Consider the following 16,203-nt stretch of genomic DNA (forward strand, 5'->3'; position numbering starts at 1 on the left):
ATCCACGGACATTCGTATCCCCCTCACGGTGGACCTTCGCTCACAGCGAACCGCCTCCCGCTCCGATCAGCGGTTTCTCCGCGCGGACGAACGACGAGCGTGCCGAGCATCCTCCCCTCATTTGTATTTACTCACTGATACAACTTGTGATAGACATGTGACACAAAGAGGACGGACTCCCATGCTCACGACCATCGCATCCCCGATCGACACCGGCCAGCGGATCGAACCCGGCCCGTGGCTGTTGGACCCGTGGCAGCTGTTCGGTGCTCTCCTCTCGATGCCGTGGGTGTCGCTGATCGTCGCGGCGATCATCGCGATCGCGGTCACCGTCTCGCCGCGCTGGCGTGCACGGAGCGAGAGCCGCGCGCGCCTCACCCCGACCTCATCCGGCGGGGTCTTCGCGCGCTACGCGCCAGAGCACCGCGTCCTCGGTCTCGTCGCGATCTCGGTGATCGTGCTCTTCGTCGCCGAGAACCTGATCACCCGCTACGCCCTGAACCTCTACGACGTGGTCTCCTGGTGGCGATACGCGACACCGGTGTTCACGGCAGGGGCGGGCGTCGCCGTCCTGCTGTCCCTGATCGTCACGAGGGGCAGCAGGCCGGCCGAGCGGCCCGTCGTGTCCCCGCGTCGCACCTGGCTGAGCTTCAGTTCGCGCATCGGCTCGGCCGGCGCCGCCGTGGCTCTGCTCGCACTCACCGCCACCACCGTGCTCGCCGGGCTCGCTTCCTCGAACATCGACGGCGGTCCGTACGTGTTCCTCGAGATCGACGTGCCCAACGAGACGATCGATCCGATCCGCCCCTGGTTCTACGGGTGGGCGTACGGCGTCCCCGTCCTGATCTGCACGGCCGCCCTCGTCGCCGTGAGCGTCGCCGCGCTGCATGCGAACGCGGCTCGACCCTTCCTGCGCCCGGAGACCGTCCTCACCGAGCAGCGCGAGCGGCGCGACATCGCGACGGGGGTCACACGGCTCGCGATATCGAGCGCCCTCCTCGCCCTCGCGGGGGCATGGCGGTTCATCGCCGAGGCCGGCTCGGTCGGCGGACTCACCATCGAGGGCGACGGTCGCAGCGACTCCTACGACGCCGTCTGGCGATACGGCGAGATCGCGGCCGTCGGCGGATGGCTGGCGCCGGGGCTCGAGATCGCGGCCTTCGTGCTGCTGCTCCTCGTGACCGCTCAGCTGTGCCCGCCGGGCTACGACGTCGAGCGGACCGACGACGCCGAGACCTCCGCCGATCGGGAGACCGTGCGATGAGCCCGACCCCCCGACTCTCCCCGGCCGACGATGCGAATCCGGCACTCGACATCTACCGGCAGCTGCGCGGCCTCATCGTGTCGGGTCAGCTGGGCACCGGGGAGCGGTTGCCGACCGTCCGGCAGACGGCGAGCGACCTGGGCGTCGCCCCCGGAACCGCGGCGCGCGCGTACAAGATGCTCGAGGGCGAGGGGCTGGTCGTCTCGCGCACGGCTGCGGGTACGAGGGTCGCCGAGACGGCGGGGGTTCTTCCTGCCTCGGTGATCCGCCGCATCCGCGATCTGGTCGACGAGGCCGATGCCAGCGAGTCCGACCCGGACGACGTCGTCGATGTGCTCCGTGCGATCTGGCAGTCGCGGTCGATCCCCGCCCCTGCCCCCGCGGCCTCCGAGTAGGCCTCGACCTCACCGGAGTCCATCCGTCGGGAGTTCCGGCGTCCAGCGTGCCGAAACCGCCCGTTCCGCCCGACAACCGTGCACCCTCCCGACAGGTGGACACACCCTCGCTCAGAACAACCCGGGCTCAGAACAGGGCGGGCTGCGGAACGTACGCGCGCGCAGGAGCGCCGGCGTCCGGGGTGAGCTCGGCCAGGGTCGGCGGGTCCCACTTCGGGTTGCGATCCTTGTCGACGATCTGCGCGCGGATGCCCTCGACGAGGTCGGGGTGCTCGTTCACGAACCACATCACGCGGCGGTACTCGCCCTCCAGTGCCGCGCGAAGCCCTGGCAGGTCGCGTGCCTCGCGCACGGCATCGAGCGTGACCGTGAGGCCGGTCGGCGCCAGCCCCTCGAGGATATCCGCGGTGGCGGCGGCATCCGTCGTGCCCTGCGCCTGCAGGCGTTCGATGATCTCGCTCACGGTGGGAGCGGAGAAGGCCTCGTCGATCCACTCCCTCGACGCGGGCAGCTGCGAGGGCTCGGGCGTCTCGTCGAACAGCAGCACGATCTCGCTGGGGCCCGTCGGGTCGGCGCGGAATGCGAGAGCCTCGCTCAACGCCTCGAGGCGCTCCGACGGCACGTAGTGATCGGCGAACCCGAGGTAGACGGCATCCGCTCCATTCATCACGGCCCCGGTGAGGCCGAAGTACTCGCCGAGCCGTCCGGGAGCGCGGCCGAGCAGCCAGGTGCCGCCGACGTCCGGCGTGAATCCGATGCGCGTCTCGGGCATCGCGAGCTGGGAGCGCTCCGTGACGATACGGATCGCCGCGTGACCGGCGAGCCCGATCCCGCCGCCCATCGTGATGCCGTCGGCGAAGGCCACCACCGGCTTGGGGTACTCGGCGATCATGGCGTTCAACGCGTACTCGGCACGGAAGAACTCGGCGGTCTGCTCGGCCTGACCTGCCACGATCTGCGCGTGCAGTGCGCGCACGTCGCCGCCCGCGCACATGCCACGCCCGCCTGCCCCGTCCAGCAGCACGATCTGCACGTCGGTGTCGTCTCGCCAGGCGTTCAACGCCGCGGTGAGGGCCTGGATCATCTCGACGTCGAGGGCGTTGATCGCCTCGGGACGATTGAGCGTGAGCCGCCCGAGCGCCCCTTCGGTGCGGACGAGGACGCGGGATGCAGCGTGAGAATCGGTCACGCTCGCCAGGCTACCCCTTTCGGCAAACGGCGGTATTCCGCGCGAAATGCGGGATCCGACAGGCTTTTCCGGCAGGATAGGGAGGAACTGTTCAAAATGCGACGAGAGGTCACGGATGCCTGAAGGACAGGTGCTCGAGTTCACGCACGTGACGAAGCGCTTCAATGAGGTGACCGCCGTCTCGGACTTCTCCGCGCGCGTCGAGCCCGGTGCCGTCACCGCCTTCCTCGGCCCGAACGGAGCCGGCAAGACCACGACGCTGCGCATCCTGCTCGGTCAGGTGCGCGCCACATCCGGCACGGCGACCATCGGCGGCGCCACCTACGCCGAGCTCCGCCAGCCGCTGCGCACGATCGGCGCGGTGCTCGAGGAGACGGTCTACCGTCCTCGCCGCACCGCCGAACGCCAGCTGACCATCGCCGCCAAGGCGAACGGCATCCCCCTGTCGCGCGTCGGCGAAGTGCTCTCGCTGGTCGGCCTCGAGGGCGAGGGCGACTCCCGCATCGGCGGCTTCTCCCTCGGCATGCGTCAGCGGCTCAGCGTCGCCCACGCGCTCCTCGGCGACCCCGGCGCCCTCGTCTTCGACGAGCCGGCCAACGGACTCGACCCCGAGGGCATCCGCTGGATGCGACTGCTGATGCGACGTCTCGCCGACGAGGGACGCACCGTGCTCGTGTCGTCGCACGTCCTCAGCGAGGTCGAGCAGGTCGCCGACAACGTGCTCGTGCTCTCGAAGGGCACGCTCGTACTGGCCAGCGGCATCGAGACCCTCGCCGACCCCAAGGGCGGCTCCGTCATCGTCGACGCCGCTGATCGCGCCGCACTGACGGCTTCGCTCATGGCGGCCGGATTCGACATCGAGGTGCTGCGCTCGGGCCTGACGGTGCGCGGCGGAGATGCCGGCACGGTCGGCGCCGTCGCCGCCGAGGCGGGCATCGCCCTGAGCACCCTGGTGCAGCGCGGACCGACGCTCGAAGACGTCTTCATCGACCTGATGCGCGGGGGCCGTTTCGCACCGAACACTGCGACGGCCCCGGCGCAGCTCGCCGCGCCGGTTCCCTCGGAGGCGAGCGCGGAAGAGGCCGCTGCCGACGAGAGTGCTTCCGAAGGCGCGGAAGACGCTTCCGAACCGGCACCCGCCGATTCGGTTGTCGCCATCCCGGTCGCCGCAGCTGCCGCATGGGCGGCCGAGGCCGCCGCCGCTCCTGCGGGCGCAGCCGTGGCCGACGACCTCGCGGCATCCGTCGACACGGACCACAACCGCACGGAGCCCGACCACACGGACCACGACGACACCGAGCATGTCGACACCGAGCAGGTCGCGGATGAGCCTGATGCTCCTGCCGCCGACGTGGACGAGGATGCCGACATGGACGGGGCGACCGAAGAGGCGGGCGCTGCCGCTCAAGGCGACGCATCCGCGGACGCCGCGGTGGTCGACGGACTGGAGACCGACGGCGAGCAGACCGACAGCGAGCAGGATCACGACGTTCAGGACGAGGCGGTCTCCTTCGAGGAGGCCCCGGAGCGGTCGTTCGATGAGATCCTGTTCGGTGCCGCAGCACCGACCGCGGTGAACGACGCCTCTGCCGAGGACGCCGACGGTGTTGCCCCCGTATCGGTCGACGCCCCCGGCTCCGAGGAGTTGCACGGCGACGAGGGCCACAGCGGTGTCGAGATCTTCGCCGATCTCCACGATGCGTCCGAGGATGACGACGCTCCCGCGTCCGACGCCGACCCCGACTCCTCCCCTGTCGAGGACGAAGACCCCCGCTCTGCGGCAGTCAGCTCGATGCTCGCCGCGGCGGCCCGTGCGTACTACGAGGACGAACCCAAGGACTACCCGCTGAGCGCGGAGAACGAGACGGCGGACAGCGACGACGCCCCCGCAGAGGGCGCGCACTGGACCGTCGCATCGACCGGCGTCATCGACACCGTGCCGCTGGCGGAGTCCTCGGATCACTCCGAAGCCGACGAGCCCGCCGACGACATGTCAGAGCACCCGGGGTCCGGCACCGAGGAATCCGAATCTGCCGACGGCGATCAGCACCACACCGACGGCGATCAGAACCACACCGGCGACGAGAACCACGACGGCGGCGAGCACCACAACTGAGCTTCAGCTGACGTAGAACGCCCTCCGGACCCGCAGGTCCGGAGGGCGTTCTACTGCGGTTCAGGCGGGTCGGGGCCGGATGACGGGCCGGCGGCGGCCCTTCGAGACGGGCACCGGTGCGGTCGCCACGATCTCTTCGACGTTCGCCGGTTCGTCGGTCACGTCGAGGCGCAGCGCCTGCGTGAGCGCGAGCCCGTGACTCGTGGTGAGGATCAGCCGTCGGTACTGCTCATCGCCCTCGAGGTCGATCACGACACTCGGGCGACGCCGGCGGATCAGCACGAAATCGAGGCTGCCCGCGGCCTTCCAGCTGCCCGCAGCGAGCACACCGGGGATGTGCGTCCCGGGGTTGGGGACTCCACGCAGCCAGGTCCAGGCATCTTCTGTCAGCTGCACCTTGGTGATGGTGTCGCGCGCGATCCGGAGGTTGTCGCGGTGGAAGGTGGCGGCACGTTCGATCGGCGAGAGCACGACCTCGAGTTGCGTCTGGTCCAGCAACAACGTCACCATGTCACCCAGTCTGCCAGCGCCGTCCTGCCAGTTGTCTGGAAGTTGTTCACAGGAACGCAACGATCCCTTGTCGATCAGCACCAGTCATCATGATCCCTTCCCCGTGATTCGAACATATGTACCATACTCGATTCACTGCCGGGTACGCGAATGCCACCGATCAGCGCGCCGCGCCGACCGATGCCCTTCCGACCGGAGTCGCGTTACGGGCGCGCGGCTGCCGCGGCACCCGCAGCAGCGGGGAGGGCGGCCTCGATCTGCTGCAGCTCTTCCTCGCCGTGCGCTGCGGTGAGGAACCAGGCCTCGAACACGCTCGGCGGAAGAGCCACGCCCTGCTCACGCAGCGAGTGGAAGAACGGCGCATAGCGGTAGGACTCCTGCGCCTGAGCCTCGGCATAGTCCCTCGGCGCCGATGCCCGGAAGGACGCGTTGAACAGGTTGCCGGCGGTGGCGACCGCGTGCGTCACACCCGCTGATGTGAGAGCGGCATCGAGAGCAGCGGACACCCGTGCGGCCGCCGCGTCGACGGTCGCGTAGACCTCGGGCGTCGCGAGCCGCAGCGTCGCGAGTCCCGCAGCGACCGAGAGCGGGTTCCCGGACAGCGTCCCCGCCTGGTACACCGGTCCGAGCGGAGCCAGCAGGTCCATGATCTCGGCTCGTCCACCCAGCGCCGCCAACGGCATCCCCCCGCCGACGACCTTGCCGAAGGTGAAGATGTCGGGCAGATAGTCCTCGCCCGCTTCAGCCTGCAGACCCCAGAACCCTGCCGGGTGCACGCGGAATCCGGTGAGTACCTCGTCGATGATCATCAGGGCGCCGTGCGCGTGGGCGGTCTCGGCGATCAGCCGGTTGAATCCGGGCATCGGCGCGACGACGCCCATGTTCGCCGCCGAGGCCTCGACGATGACGGCGGCGACGCGCTGACCGTGCTCGGCGAACACCGCGGCCAGCGCATCCGGGTCGTTGTAGCCGATCACGAGAGTCTGGGCCGCGATCGGCGCCGGAACCCCGGCAGAACCGGGAAGGGCGAGTGTGGCCACACCCGAACCCGCCTCGGCGAGAAGACCGTCGGAGTGACCGTGATAGTGCCCGGCGAACTTCACGAGCAGGTCGCGACCGGTGGCGCCCCGCGCGAGGCGGATCGCCGTCATGGTCGCCTCGGTTCCGGTGGAGACCAGACGCACGCGCTCGACCGGACGGACCTCGCCGAACCGCACGCGGTCGGCGATCAGTGCGGCGAGCTCGACCTCGCCCTCGGTCGGCGCGCCGAAGGAGAGGCCGCGGGTCGCCGCCTCCTGCACTGCTGCGACGATCTCGGGGTGCGCGTGACCGAGCAGGGCAGGACCCCACGAAGCGACGAGGTCGACGTACTCGCGACCGGCCGCGTCCGTGACCCTCGCCCCCTTCGCGGAGGCGAGGAACCGCGGCGTCCCGCCGACCGAACCGTAGGCGCGCACCGGCGAGTTGACCCCGCCGGGGATCACCGCGCGGGCAGCGGAGAACAGGTCGTCATTGCGGTCGGTCATGAAGGAGAGCTCCTCGGAGAAGTCAGTCGCGCAGCCAGCCGGCCGCTTCGGTGGCCCAGTAGGTGAGCACCGCATCCGCACCGGCGCGGCGGATGGAGAGAAGGGATTCGAGGATGGCCGCACGACGGTCGATCCAGCCGTTCGCGCCGGCGGCTTCGATCATCGCGTACTCGCCGGACACCTGATATGCCCACACGGGAATACTCACGGTGTCGCGCACCTCGCGCAGCACGTCGAGGAAGGCCATGGCCGGTTTCACCATGACGATGTCGGCGCCCTCGGCCTCATCGACGACGGCCTCGCGCACGCCCTCGCGCCGATTGCCCGGATCGAGTTGGTACGTGCGACGGTCGCCCTTCAGCTGGGAGTCGACGGCCTCGCGGAAGGGCCCGTAGAAGGCGCTCGCGTACTTCGCGGCGTAGGCGAGCAGAAGCGTGTCGGTGAAGCCCTCGGCATCGAGCGCCCGGCGGATCACCGCGACCTGGCCGTCCATCATCCCGGACAGCCCCAGCAGCTGAGAGCCGGCACGGGCCTGCGCCAGCGCCATCGAGGTGTACCGCTCGAGGGTCCCGTCGTTGTCGACGGACCCGTCCGCGGCGAGCACGCCGCAGTGACCATGATCGGTGAACTCGTCCAGGCACAGATCGGTCTGCACGACGAGAGCGTCGCCGACCTCGGAGGCCAGCGCTTCGGTCGCGACGTTCAGGATGCCTCGCGGATCATCGGCGCCGGAGCCGACGGCATCGCGCACCGCGGGCACGCCGAACAGCATCACGCCGCCGACCCCGACCTCCGCGGCCTCGACCGCGGCTGCGCGCAGCGAGTCCAGCGAGTGCTGAGCGACACCGGGCATCGACCCGATCTGCACGGGTTCGGCGATGCCTTCGCGTACGAACAGGGGCAGCACGAGCTGCCGCGGCTGCAGCGAGGTCTCGCGCACGAGATCGCGCACCGCACGAGACTGACGCACGCGCCTCAGCCGGACGTCGGGAAAGCTCACGGCGCGAACTCGTCGGCCGCGTGCGGAAGGGTGAAGTGCGACACCGCATCGATCAGGGCGTCGATGGTCTGACGGTCGGCGACGACCGACACCGGCAGACCGGCACGCTGGGCGTCGTTCGCCGTGCGTGGTCCGATCGCCGCGAGCAGCGTGTCATCGGGGATCTCCGGGAACTGCTCGCGCACCTGCTCGGCGACAGAGCCGCTGGTGATGAGGATCGCGTTGATCCGGCCGTTCTCGACGTCGCGGCGGATCCGTTCCGTGACCGGCACACCGACCGTGCGATAGGCGACGACGCCATGCACGTCATGACCCGCCTCGGAGAGCAGTCTGCTGAGCACGGGCTTCGCGATCTCGCTGCGAAGGGCGAGGATGCGACGCGGCTCCTTCTCGAGGGCGATGAGCTGCTGCGCCATGCCCTCAGCCGAATTGTCCTGCTCGGGGACCAGCGTGACCTCGTAGCCGACCGCCTGCAGCGCCGCCGCGGTCGTCTCGCCCACGGCGGCGATCTTGGTCTCCCGCGGCACCGCCGCCCGGTGCGCGAAGAGCACGTCGACGGTGGTGGCACTCGTGACCGTCAGCCAGTCGAACTCGCCCGCGGCCAACTGCGCCAGCGCGGTGTCGAGCGTCGCCTGATCCGTCGTCGGGGCGAAGTTGATCAGCGGTGCGACGACCGGCACGGCGCCCAGCGCCCGCAGGCTCGCGGCGACGCTGTCGCCCCACGGCCCGCCACGGGGCACGAGGATGCGCCAGCCGTCCAACGGTCGGTCCTGCTTGATTTCGGAAGTGGTCATGAGGATTGCTCTCGGGATACGAGGCCGGCCGCCCCTTGATCGAGCAGCCGACGGGCAACAGTGAACCCGAGCTCGCGCGCTGCGTGCATCGGGTCTGCACCATCGGCAGCATCCGCTCCATTGCCACTGCCGTTCCGACGAATATACTCCCCGTTCAGGTCTTCCGTGACGTCGAGCCCGATCCGGCGCCCTCCGTCTGCGGCGTAGACGACAGTCCTGACCCGGATCGAGGAGCCTTCGACCACCGCATGCGCGGCCATCGGCGCCTGGCATCCTGCGTCCAATCCCTGCAGGATCGCGCGCTCCACCGTGATGGCCAGACGAGTATCGGTGTCGTCGAGACCGGCAAGGGCCGCGAGCAGCTCCTCCGGCGCATCCGCGCGGGTCTCGACGGCGAGCGAGCCCTGCCCTGGCGCGGTCGGCCATTCGGCGAGACCGAGCTCCTCGCGCCGCAGCGGCGTCTCCGCGCCGAGCCTGGAGAGACCTGCCGCCGCGAGGATGACCGCATCCAGTTCACCCGATGCGACCCGGGCGAGACGGGAGTCGACGTTCCCGCGGATGTCGACGACCTCGGCCTTCGGCGCGCGTCGATGCACCTGCGCGATGCGACGCGGCGACCCTGTGCCCACCGTGCTTCCGGAGCGCAGCTCATGCAGCGGGGTGCCGTCGCGGGTGAGGACCACGTCGCGCGGATCCTCGCGCTTCGGCGTCGCCGCGATCACGAGGCCCTCAGGGACGGCGGTCGGAAGATCTTTCAGGGAGTGCACGAGGAAGTCGCACTCGCCCGCGAACAGAGCCTCGCGAAGACGCGTGGCGAAGATGCCCTGACCGCCGATCTCGGAGAGCGACGCGCGATTCGTGTCGCCCTCACTGGTGATCGGGACGAGCTCGACCCGGCGCCCCGAGAACTTCTCGAGGGCTGCGGCGACGTGACCCGACTGCGCCTGCGCGAGCGCGCTGCGGCGGGTGCCCAGACGAATGGGGGTACTCATGGGCTTACTGGAGCACGTCCGCGATCTCGTCGAACCGGAGCCTGCGCCCGGTGTAGAAGGGCACCTCCTCCTTCACGTACATGCGAGCGTCGGTGTAGCGGAGATCGCGCATCATGTCGACGAGGTCGGTGAGCTCATCGGCTTCGAGCGGCAGCAGCCATTCGTAGTCGCCGAGGGCGAAGGAGGCGACGGTGTTGGCGAGAACGCCCGTGAATGCGGCGCCCTTGCGTCCATGGTCGGCGAGCATCTTGCGACGCTCCTCCTCCGGGGCGAGGTACCACTCCGGCGTGCGCACGAACGGGTACAGGCACAGCCAGTCCTTGGGGTCCATACCCCGCAGGAAGCCCGGGACGTGGGAGCGGTTGAACTCCGCGTCGCGGTGCACGCCCATGACGTTCCACACCGGGAGGAGCGAACGCAGCAGTTCGGTGCGACGAAGGCGGCGCAGCGCCTTCTGCAGCTCTTCGGCGGTGTCGCCGTGCAGCCACACCATGAGGTCGGCGTCGGCCTTGAGTCCGGAGACGTCGTAGAAGCCGCGGACGGTGACACCCGAGTCCTCGATGTAGGAGACGATCGTCTCGAGCTCGGTCGAGTCGTTCTCCGTCACGGGGAGGTCGGGGTTTCGTCGCCAGACAGCCCAGAGGGTGAAGCCGGACGGGTTCTCATCGCGCTCTTCGGACATCATGCTCCCCAGTCTGCCTCGTTTGCGCAGGAGCCGCTAATCACCCCGGAGGGCTGCTCGCGGCTTCCCGGAATGCGGCGCCTCAGCGCGAGATGAAGCGCGCGATCGCCCAGACCGCGCCCCCGACGGCGGCAGCGATTCCGACGGCCGCCGCGATCGCGCCGATCGGGTTCCGATCGGCGAACACGCGGGCCTTCGCCACCGCACGTGTCGACGCCTTCTCGACCCGGCGCGGGATGTTCCCCTTGACCTCGATCGCCGCGAGGGCGGCCTTCAGCTCGGCACGGGCCGAAGCGACGGGGTCGACGATCCCGCCGGGAACGGCGGTGCGCGGCAGCGACTCAGAACTCGTCATCGCCGGCCTCCTTCACGAGTCGGATGTCTTCGGCGACGGCCTGCGCCGGGTTCTGGCGCGCGAGCACCTTGCGGAACTTGAGGATCCCGAGCAACGCGAACAGCAGCACCGCGAGGATCAGGATGCCGAAGACCGCGATCGCCGAGAGCCACACCGGCCACCAGGACGACAGTCCGGCGATCGCGAAGACGAGGATGACGGGCACGGCCCAGAACAGGAAGAACAGCGCGACGAGGAACCACACGGAACCGATGCCGGCATCCTTCGAGGTGCGCGAGACCCACGCCTTGGCGGCATCGATCTCGGCCTTGACCAGATTCGTGACGAGTTCCGGCAGATCTCCGAGGAGAGTCAGCAGGCTGTCGTCGGCGCGATCGCGGTATCCGCGGGGCATCTCAGGCGCCGGACTTCTTGGGGGCGGGCTTCGCGGCCGGCTTCTTGGCCGCCGGCTTCTTCGCGGCGGGCTTCTTCGCAGCGGGCTTGGTCGACGTCGCGGTGGACTTCGCAGCCTCGACCGCTTCCTCGGTCGCCTCGGCGAGGTCTTCTGCCGCCTCACGGCCGGTGGCGATGGCGGAGTCGAGTCGCTGACCGGGCGTGCCCGAGCCGCTGACGGACTTCGCGACCTTCACCACACCGGTCCAGAGCGCACCGGGAACGGCCGCGGCCTTGTCGCCGACGAAACCCTTGACCTTGGTGACCTGCTCCTGCACGGGGTCGAGGTGCCACACCTTGAGCCACTGCGTCTTGATCTGCTCGTAGCGCTCACGTCCGGCACGGGTGCCGAGCACGTAGCCCACGCCGAGCCCGACGACGAGTCCGATCTTCCCCTTCATGGGGTCTCCTCACCTTGTTCCGGTAGTCCGGCCAGATTCGCCCGGTTGGGACCGATCGCAGGCATTCGCCCCCCGCGACCAGGTTCCCAGCGTAACCCCGTATGCCGAATTCGGCATCTATGGGTCAGAGGGTTGACACAGACCGCTCCCGCACTTCAGGACTCTCCGTCCCACAACAGGGCGCGGCGCAGACGGTCGGCCTCGTCCCGTGCGTCCGGGATCACCTGGGCGAGTCCGGTCCCCGCGAGCCAGGCGCCGACCGCGGCCACACCGGGCACCGCCTCGACCGCTGCACGTGCTGCGGTGCGCCGCCCCCCTGAGCCGATGATCGACGCGGGCTGCGACTGGATGAAACGGCCGCGATGCGAGGCGATGACCGCCTCCGGAGCGATGGCGACTCCCAGCAGGGCGGCGGCTTCGCGCCGTGCGAGGTCTGCCGCGGCGGCGTCGTCCAGGCCCGCGGTCGCTGCAGGTTCTCCCTGGGCGCCGAACGACACCCGCACGATCTGCCGGGCACCAGCGGCGTCGCGCACCCAGCCCCACTTGGCGGTCGAGTGGGTGAGCGCCTTGGCGGTGTGGCTGCCCGGAACGGTCAGCACACCGGTTCCCCTCGGGGCGGCGGCGAGTTCCGGCACGTCCAGGACGAGGGTGACGATCTCGATCTCGGGCGATGATGCGGACTCCGTCGTGGCGAGGGCCGGCACCGCGGAGGCCAGGAGCTTCCGTGCGGCCGACTCGGGCGTCGCGATGATGACGGCGTCAGCGTCGAGCTCCTCGACCACCGGCTCCAGAGGATCCGTTGCGGCGCTCTCGCCGCTTTCCTCCGCCGTCACCTCGACCTCGGCCGCGACCTCAGTCTCGACCGACCAGCGCGCCCCGGTCTTGCGCACGGTGCGCACCCGCACTCCCGTGCGCACCTCGGCACCGAGGCGGACCAGGTCGGCGGCGAGGGCATCGACCAGTGTGCTCATGCCTCCCGAGAGCCCCTCGACGGCCGCTCCCGGCGTCTTCGCCGCCGCCTGTGCTTCCGAGGCCTTCTCCGCGGCGTCATCACGCAGCGTCTGCACCGCGCCGGAGAGGGAGCCCACCCTGGTCAGTGCGGCGTTGAGCCCCGGGGCTGCGACGTCGATGTCGACATCGTCGGGAGACGCCGAGTAGACGCCGGTCGTCACGGGGGCGACGAGTCGATCCCGCACCTTCGCCCCCATGCGCGACGCGACGAGCTTTCCGAGGCTGAGCTGGTGCCCGATCGTGAGGGGCGGACGCACGCGGTCGAGGTAGGCGCGCCAGACGCCCGACCATCCGATGATGCGGCGGACGTCGGGCTGGAACGGATTGGCGGGGATGCCGAGGATGCCGCCCACCGGGAGCGGCGCCGCACCCACACCGGGAATTCCGGCCAGCCATGCCCCGCCCGGCTTCGGGAGCACGATGCGGTCCGCGAGGTCGAGCTCCTCCACGAGGGCGCGCACGAGTCCACCCCTGGTGGCGTAGCTCTCGGCCCCGGCGTCGATGGTGACACCGTCGAGGTCGACACGGCGGATCGAGCCGCCCAGCGTCTCCTCCGCCTCGAGCACGGTGACGCGCATCCCGACCTTCGCGCACTCCCGCGCCGCGACGAGACCCCCGATGCCACCGCCCACGACGACGACATGCGTGTGCGCCGCACGGGCGGCGAGGTCGGACGGCTCGACGGAGGAGGGCTCGGGGCTCATGCCCTCAATTCTCGCACCGGGGCGGTTCAGGCCTCGACGGGCTCGGAGGCTCCGCGTCCGCGCTTGCGGACCTCGCGCAGCACGATCTGCTCGGGGCACACCGTCGAGAGGAAGTCGCCGACCGAGAGCGCGAGCCGCTCACCCACGAGGGAGTAGAGGATGCGGTTGGCGTCGCGGCGCTCGCTGATGAGTCCCGCCTGGCGGAGCACGCTCAGATGACGGGAGATGGTCGGGCCGCTCGCGGAGAAGCGCGACGCGATCTCGCCGGCCGCGAGCTCACCGTCTTTCAGGTCCTGCAGGATCTGACGTCGTGTGGGGTGGGCCAGCGCCGCGAAGATGTCCGTCGCGCTGTCAGTCATGGTTGCAATATAGCACCTTGGCTAGATAGCTCTCGGTGCGTGGCCTGAGGGTCAGATCGTGTGCGCCAGCTCGACGATGCGGGTGAGCTGGTCGGGGTCGGTCTCCGGCGGCACGCCGTGGCCGAGGTTCAGGATGTGGGCGCGCGCCGCGCGGCCGCGCTCGACGACGTCGCGCACGTGCGCCTCCAGCACCGCCCAGGGGGCCGAGAGCAGCGCGGGGTCGATGTTGCCCTGCACCGTGACATCCGGTCCGAGGATCGCGGCAGCCTCGTCGAGCGGCTGCCGCCAGTCGACGCCGACCCCGTCGGCCACACCGTCCAGGCGCATGTCGGCGAGGAAAGGTCCGGTCCCGACGCCGAAGTGGATGGTCGGCAGACCGATGCCCGAGAGCGCCGCGTGGGAATGCGGGGCGACGAAGGCGCGGTAGTCGGCGGTGCTGAGGGATCCTGCCCAGCTGTCGAAGAGCTGCACGACGGACGCCCCGGCATCGCGCTGGGTCTCCAGGAAGCGGCGCGAGACCTGGGCGAGCCAGCCGGCGAGCCTGTTCCAGGACGCCGGATCCGAGTGCATCATCGCCCGCGCACGCAGGTGCTCCTTCGAGGGGCCGCCCTCGACGAGGTAGGCGGCGAGCGTGAAGGGCGCTCCGGCGAATCCGATCAGCGGGGTGTCGCCGAGCTCGGCCGTGACGAGCCGCACAGCCTCGGCGATCGCCGTGCCGTCCAGGTCGTCCGGGTCGATGGCGGTGATGCGGTCGACGTCGGCCGCCGTGCGCACCGGGTTCGCGAACACCGGGCCGCGACCGGGCTCGATCTCGACCTCGACACCGGCGAGGCGCAGCGGGATGACGATGTCGCTGAAGAACACGGCCGCATCGACCCCATGACGGCGCACCGGCTGCAGCGTGATCTCGGCGGCGAGATCGGGGGTGAGGCAGGCGTCGAGCATCCGGGTCCCGACGCGCAGGTCGCGGTACTCGGGAAGCGACCGGCCGGCCTGCCGCATGAACCACACCGGGGCGTGAGGGGGACGGTCGCCGGCGAGGGCGCGCAGGAGCGGGGCGTCGGAGAGGGCCATGCGTCCATCCTCCCATCCGCGCCTTATGGAGCCGCCGAGTTCGACCGGTCGGACCCTCCCCCGCAGACCCTCCGGTACAATCGATGTGTGCTGCTGTGTGTGACGGCGAGTCACAAGACCGCCTCCTTCGAATTGCTCGAACGCCTGAGCCGCACCCCCGACGACGTCGCTCCCACCATCGTGGGCATGACGCCGTGCGTGCAGGGTGCGGTCGTGCTGGCGACGTGCAACCGGTTCGAGGCGTACGTGGAAATGGACGAACCGGTCACCGCCGCCGGCGCCATCGGTGTCGAAGCCGTGATCGAAGCGGTCGAATCCGCGACCGGCATCTCGGCCGCCGACCTCGACGGCGCCTACACCGTGCACTCGGGGCGCCGCGTCGCCGAGCACCTCTTCTCCGTCGCCTCCGGCCTCGAATCCGTCGTCTCCGGCGAGGGCGAGATCGCCGGCCAGGTGCGCCGCGCCCTCAAGTCCGCCCGCAAGGACGGCACCACCTCGCCCGAGCTCGAGCGCCTCTTCCAGCGCGCCAGCCAGGCCCAGCGCAAGGTCAAGAACGTCACCGCCCTCGGTCGCGCCGGCCGCTCGCTCGTGCGTCTCGCGCTCGAGCTGGCAGACAGCCGCATCGCCGACTGGTCCACCGAACGCGTGCTGCTGGTCGGCACCGGCGCCTACGCCGCGGTCACTCTCGCCACGCTCCGCGAGCGCGGTGCCGTGAACATCTCGGTGTACTCGCCGTCCGGCCGCGCCGAGGTCTTCGCCGCGAAGCACGGCATCCGTCCGATCACCGCCGACGAGTACGCCCGTACCGCGGCACGGTCGAGCCTGCTCATCACCTGCACCACGGCGACGGAGCCCGTGCTCGGCCCCGAGCACCTGCAGCTGCCGACCGGCCCCGCCGCGGCGGGCTGCCCCGTCGGCGCACACCGTCAGCTCGTCGTCGACCTGGGCATGCCGCGAAACGTCGACCCCGCCATCGCCGGCCTCGAAGGTGTGGCCCTGCTCGATCTCGAGACCATCCGTCTGCACGCGCCGCTCGAAGAGCTGCAGGCGACGGATGCCGCGCGCAGCGTGGTCCGGGAGGCCGCCGAGACCTTCCACGTCGTGGGCGCCCGCCAGAGCGTCACGCCGTCGGTGGTGGCGCTGCGGTCGCACATCTTCGAGCTCCTCGAACGCGAGATCGACCGTGCCCGCGCGCGCGGCGACGAGGACGGCAAGGTCGAGCAGGCCCTGCGTCACCTCTCCGGCGTGCTCCTGCACACCCCGACCGTGCGCGCCCACGAGCTCGCCGCGGCCGGCCGTGCCGACGAGTTCACCGCGGCACTCGCCGCCCTGTACGGCATCGCGCCCGAGGCCGACGCCGCAGACGACGCCGCGACCGCCTGACACGCTCCGTTCACCG

The 16,203-nt window shown here is 70.3% G+C and carries 17 protein-coding genes; 4 read left to right on the plus strand and 13 right to left on the minus strand.

Annotated elements, in window-relative coordinates:
* The first annotated feature begins 181 nt into the window (after window positions 1-181).
* The gene (locus tag D514_RS27420; protein ID WP_017829535.1) at window positions 182-1,264 is read left to right on the plus strand and encodes a hypothetical protein; all 1,083 of its coding nucleotides are present in this window, start codon (window positions 182-184) and stop codon (window positions 1,262-1,264) included.
* Window positions 1,261-1,659 carry a GntR family transcriptional regulator gene (locus D514_RS27425; RefSeq protein WP_017829536.1) on the plus strand — a complete coding sequence of 133 codons (399 nt, stop codon included), beginning with the start codon at window positions 1,261-1,263 and terminating at the stop codon, window positions 1,657-1,659. Before D514_RS27420 ends, D514_RS27425 begins: the two co-directional genes overlap by 4 nt.
* A gap of 127 nt (window positions 1,660-1,786) precedes the next feature.
* On the opposite strand, the gene D514_RS27430 is transcribed toward D514_RS27425, so the two are convergent.
* Window positions 1,787-2,848, minus strand: a complete 1,062-nt coding sequence (locus D514_RS27430; protein WP_017829537.1) for an enoyl-CoA hydratase/isomerase family protein — start codon at window positions 2,846-2,848, stop codon at window positions 1,787-1,789.
* A 115-nt stretch (window positions 2,849-2,963) separates the two neighbouring features.
* On the opposite strand from D514_RS27430, the gene D514_RS38935 reads away from it, so the two are divergent.
* Window positions 2,964-4,964 carry an ATP-binding cassette domain-containing protein gene (locus D514_RS38935; RefSeq protein ID WP_017829538.1) on the plus strand — a complete coding sequence of 667 codons (2,001 nt, stop codon included), beginning with the start codon at window positions 2,964-2,966 and terminating at the stop codon, window positions 4,962-4,964.
* A gap of 60 nt (window positions 4,965-5,024) precedes the next feature.
* Here D514_RS38935 and D514_RS27435 read toward each other — a convergent pair whose 3' ends face one another.
* The 12 genes from D514_RS27435 to hemE form a co-directional block, all read right to left on the minus strand.
* Complete coding sequence (locus D514_RS27435; RefSeq protein WP_017829539.1) at window positions 5,025-5,474, minus strand: hypothetical protein; 450 nt, start codon at window positions 5,472-5,474, stop codon at window positions 5,025-5,027.
* A gap of 203 nt (window positions 5,475-5,677) precedes the next feature.
* Window positions 5,678-7,000: a glutamate-1-semialdehyde 2,1-aminomutase gene (locus D514_RS27440; RefSeq protein WP_017829540.1), complete on the minus strand. Its 1,323-nt coding sequence runs from the start codon at window positions 6,998-7,000 to the stop codon at window positions 5,678-5,680.
* A gap of 22 nt (window positions 7,001-7,022) precedes the next feature.
* Window positions 7,023-8,000 carry a porphobilinogen synthase gene (gene hemB, locus D514_RS27445; RefSeq protein ID WP_017829541.1) on the minus strand — a complete coding sequence of 326 codons (978 nt, stop codon included), beginning with the start codon at window positions 7,998-8,000 and terminating at the stop codon, window positions 7,023-7,025.
* A complete protein-coding gene (locus D514_RS27450) occupies window positions 7,997-8,794 on the minus strand; it encodes a uroporphyrinogen-III synthase (protein WP_017829542.1) in 798 nt (265 codons plus the stop codon). The genes hemB and D514_RS27450 overlap by 4 nt, the downstream gene beginning before the upstream one ends.
* Window positions 8,791-9,786, minus strand: coding sequence for a hydroxymethylbilane synthase (gene hemC, locus D514_RS27455; RefSeq protein WP_017829543.1), 996 nt, complete (start codon window positions 9,784-9,786; stop codon window positions 8,791-8,793). Before hemC ends, D514_RS27450 begins: the two co-directional genes overlap by 4 nt.
* Before the next feature lie 4 nt (window positions 9,787-9,790).
* On the minus strand, window positions 9,791-10,471 hold the full coding sequence (hemQ, locus tag D514_RS27460; RefSeq protein WP_017829544.1) for a hydrogen peroxide-dependent heme synthase: 681 nt from the start codon (window positions 10,469-10,471) through the stop codon (window positions 9,791-9,793).
* A 79-nt stretch (window positions 10,472-10,550) separates the two neighbouring features.
* Window positions 10,551-10,823, minus strand: a complete 273-nt coding sequence (locus D514_RS27465; protein WP_017829545.1) for a hypothetical protein — start codon at window positions 10,821-10,823, stop codon at window positions 10,551-10,553.
* Window positions 10,810-11,217, minus strand: coding sequence for a phage holin family protein (locus tag D514_RS27470; RefSeq protein ID WP_017829546.1), 408 nt, complete (start codon window positions 11,215-11,217; stop codon window positions 10,810-10,812). The genes D514_RS27465 and D514_RS27470 overlap by 14 nt, the downstream gene beginning before the upstream one ends.
* A 1-nt stretch (window position 11,218) precedes the next feature.
* The gene (locus tag D514_RS27475) at window positions 11,219-11,656 is read right to left on the minus strand and encodes a hypothetical protein (RefSeq protein ID WP_017829547.1); all 438 of its coding nucleotides are present in this window, start codon (window positions 11,654-11,656) and stop codon (window positions 11,219-11,221) included.
* Window positions 11,657-11,811: 155 nt separating this feature from the next.
* Window positions 11,812-13,371, minus strand: a complete 1,560-nt coding sequence (locus D514_RS27480) for an NAD(P)/FAD-dependent oxidoreductase (protein WP_017829548.1) — start codon at window positions 13,369-13,371, stop codon at window positions 11,812-11,814.
* 26 nt (window positions 13,372-13,397) lie between these two features.
* Window positions 13,398-13,730, minus strand: a complete 333-nt coding sequence (locus D514_RS27485; protein ID WP_017829549.1) for a metalloregulator ArsR/SmtB family transcription factor — start codon at window positions 13,728-13,730, stop codon at window positions 13,398-13,400.
* A 51-nt stretch (window positions 13,731-13,781) separates the two neighbouring features.
* Window positions 13,782-14,804, minus strand: coding sequence for a uroporphyrinogen decarboxylase (gene hemE, locus D514_RS27490; RefSeq protein WP_017829550.1), 1,023 nt, complete (start codon window positions 14,802-14,804; stop codon window positions 13,782-13,784).
* A gap of 87 nt (window positions 14,805-14,891) precedes the next feature.
* Here hemE and D514_RS27495 point away from each other — a divergent pair, with 87 nt between their 5' ends.
* Window positions 14,892-16,187: a glutamyl-tRNA reductase gene (locus D514_RS27495; RefSeq protein WP_031205730.1), complete on the plus strand. Its 1,296-nt coding sequence runs from the start codon at window positions 14,892-14,894 to the stop codon at window positions 16,185-16,187.
* Window positions 16,188-16,203 lie beyond the last annotated feature (16 nt).

The organism is Microbacterium sp. UCD-TDU (assembly GCF_000340625.1).
GTDB classification, from domain to species: domain Bacteria; phylum Actinomycetota; class Actinomycetes; order Actinomycetales; family Microbacteriaceae; genus Microbacterium; species Microbacterium maritypicum.

Excerpts from the sequence above, each read along its gene's own strand:
- D514_RS27470 (WP_017829546.1), bottom strand. The coding sequence starts at position 11,217 with ATGCCCCGCGGATACCGCGATCGCGCCGACGACAGCCTGCTGACTCTC.
- D514_RS27425 (WP_017829536.1), top strand. The coding sequence starts at position 1,261 with ATGAGCCCGACCCCCCGACTCTCCCCGGCCGACGATGCGAATCCGGCA.
- D514_RS27465 (WP_017829545.1), bottom strand. The coding sequence starts at position 10,823 with ATGACGAGTTCTGAGTCGCTGCCGCGCACCGCCGTTCCCGGCGGGATC.
- D514_RS27440 (WP_017829540.1), bottom strand. The coding sequence starts at position 7,000 with ATGACCGACCGCAATGACGACCTGTTCTCCGCTGCCCGCGCGGTGATC.
- D514_RS38935 (WP_017829538.1), top strand. The coding sequence starts at position 2,964 with ATGCCTGAAGGACAGGTGCTCGAGTTCACGCACGTGACGAAGCGCTTC.
- D514_RS27475 (WP_017829547.1), bottom strand. The coding sequence starts at position 11,656 with ATGAAGGGGAAGATCGGACTCGTCGTCGGGCTCGGCGTGGGCTACGTG.
- D514_RS27485 (WP_017829549.1), bottom strand. The coding sequence starts at position 13,730 with ATGACTGACAGCGCGACGGACATCTTCGCGGCGCTGGCCCACCCCACA.
- hemC (WP_017829543.1), bottom strand. The coding sequence starts at position 9,786 with ATGAGTACCCCCATTCGTCTGGGCACCCGCCGCAGCGCGCTCGCGCAG.
- D514_RS27435 (WP_017829539.1), bottom strand. The coding sequence starts at position 5,474 with ATGGTGACGTTGTTGCTGGACCAGACGCAACTCGAGGTCGTGCTCTCG.
- D514_RS27420 (WP_017829535.1), top strand. The coding sequence starts at position 182 with ATGCTCACGACCATCGCATCCCCGATCGACACCGGCCAGCGGATCGAA.
- hemE (WP_017829550.1), bottom strand. The coding sequence starts at position 14,804 with ATGGCCCTCTCCGACGCCCCGCTCCTGCGCGCCCTCGCCGGCGACCGT.
- D514_RS27480 (WP_017829548.1), bottom strand. The coding sequence starts at position 13,371 with ATGAGCCCCGAGCCCTCCTCCGTCGAGCCGTCCGACCTCGCCGCCCGT.
- hemQ (WP_017829544.1), bottom strand. The coding sequence starts at position 10,471 with ATGATGTCCGAAGAGCGCGATGAGAACCCGTCCGGCTTCACCCTCTGG.
- D514_RS27450 (WP_017829542.1), bottom strand. The coding sequence starts at position 8,794 with ATGACCACTTCCGAAATCAAGCAGGACCGACCGTTGGACGGCTGGCGC.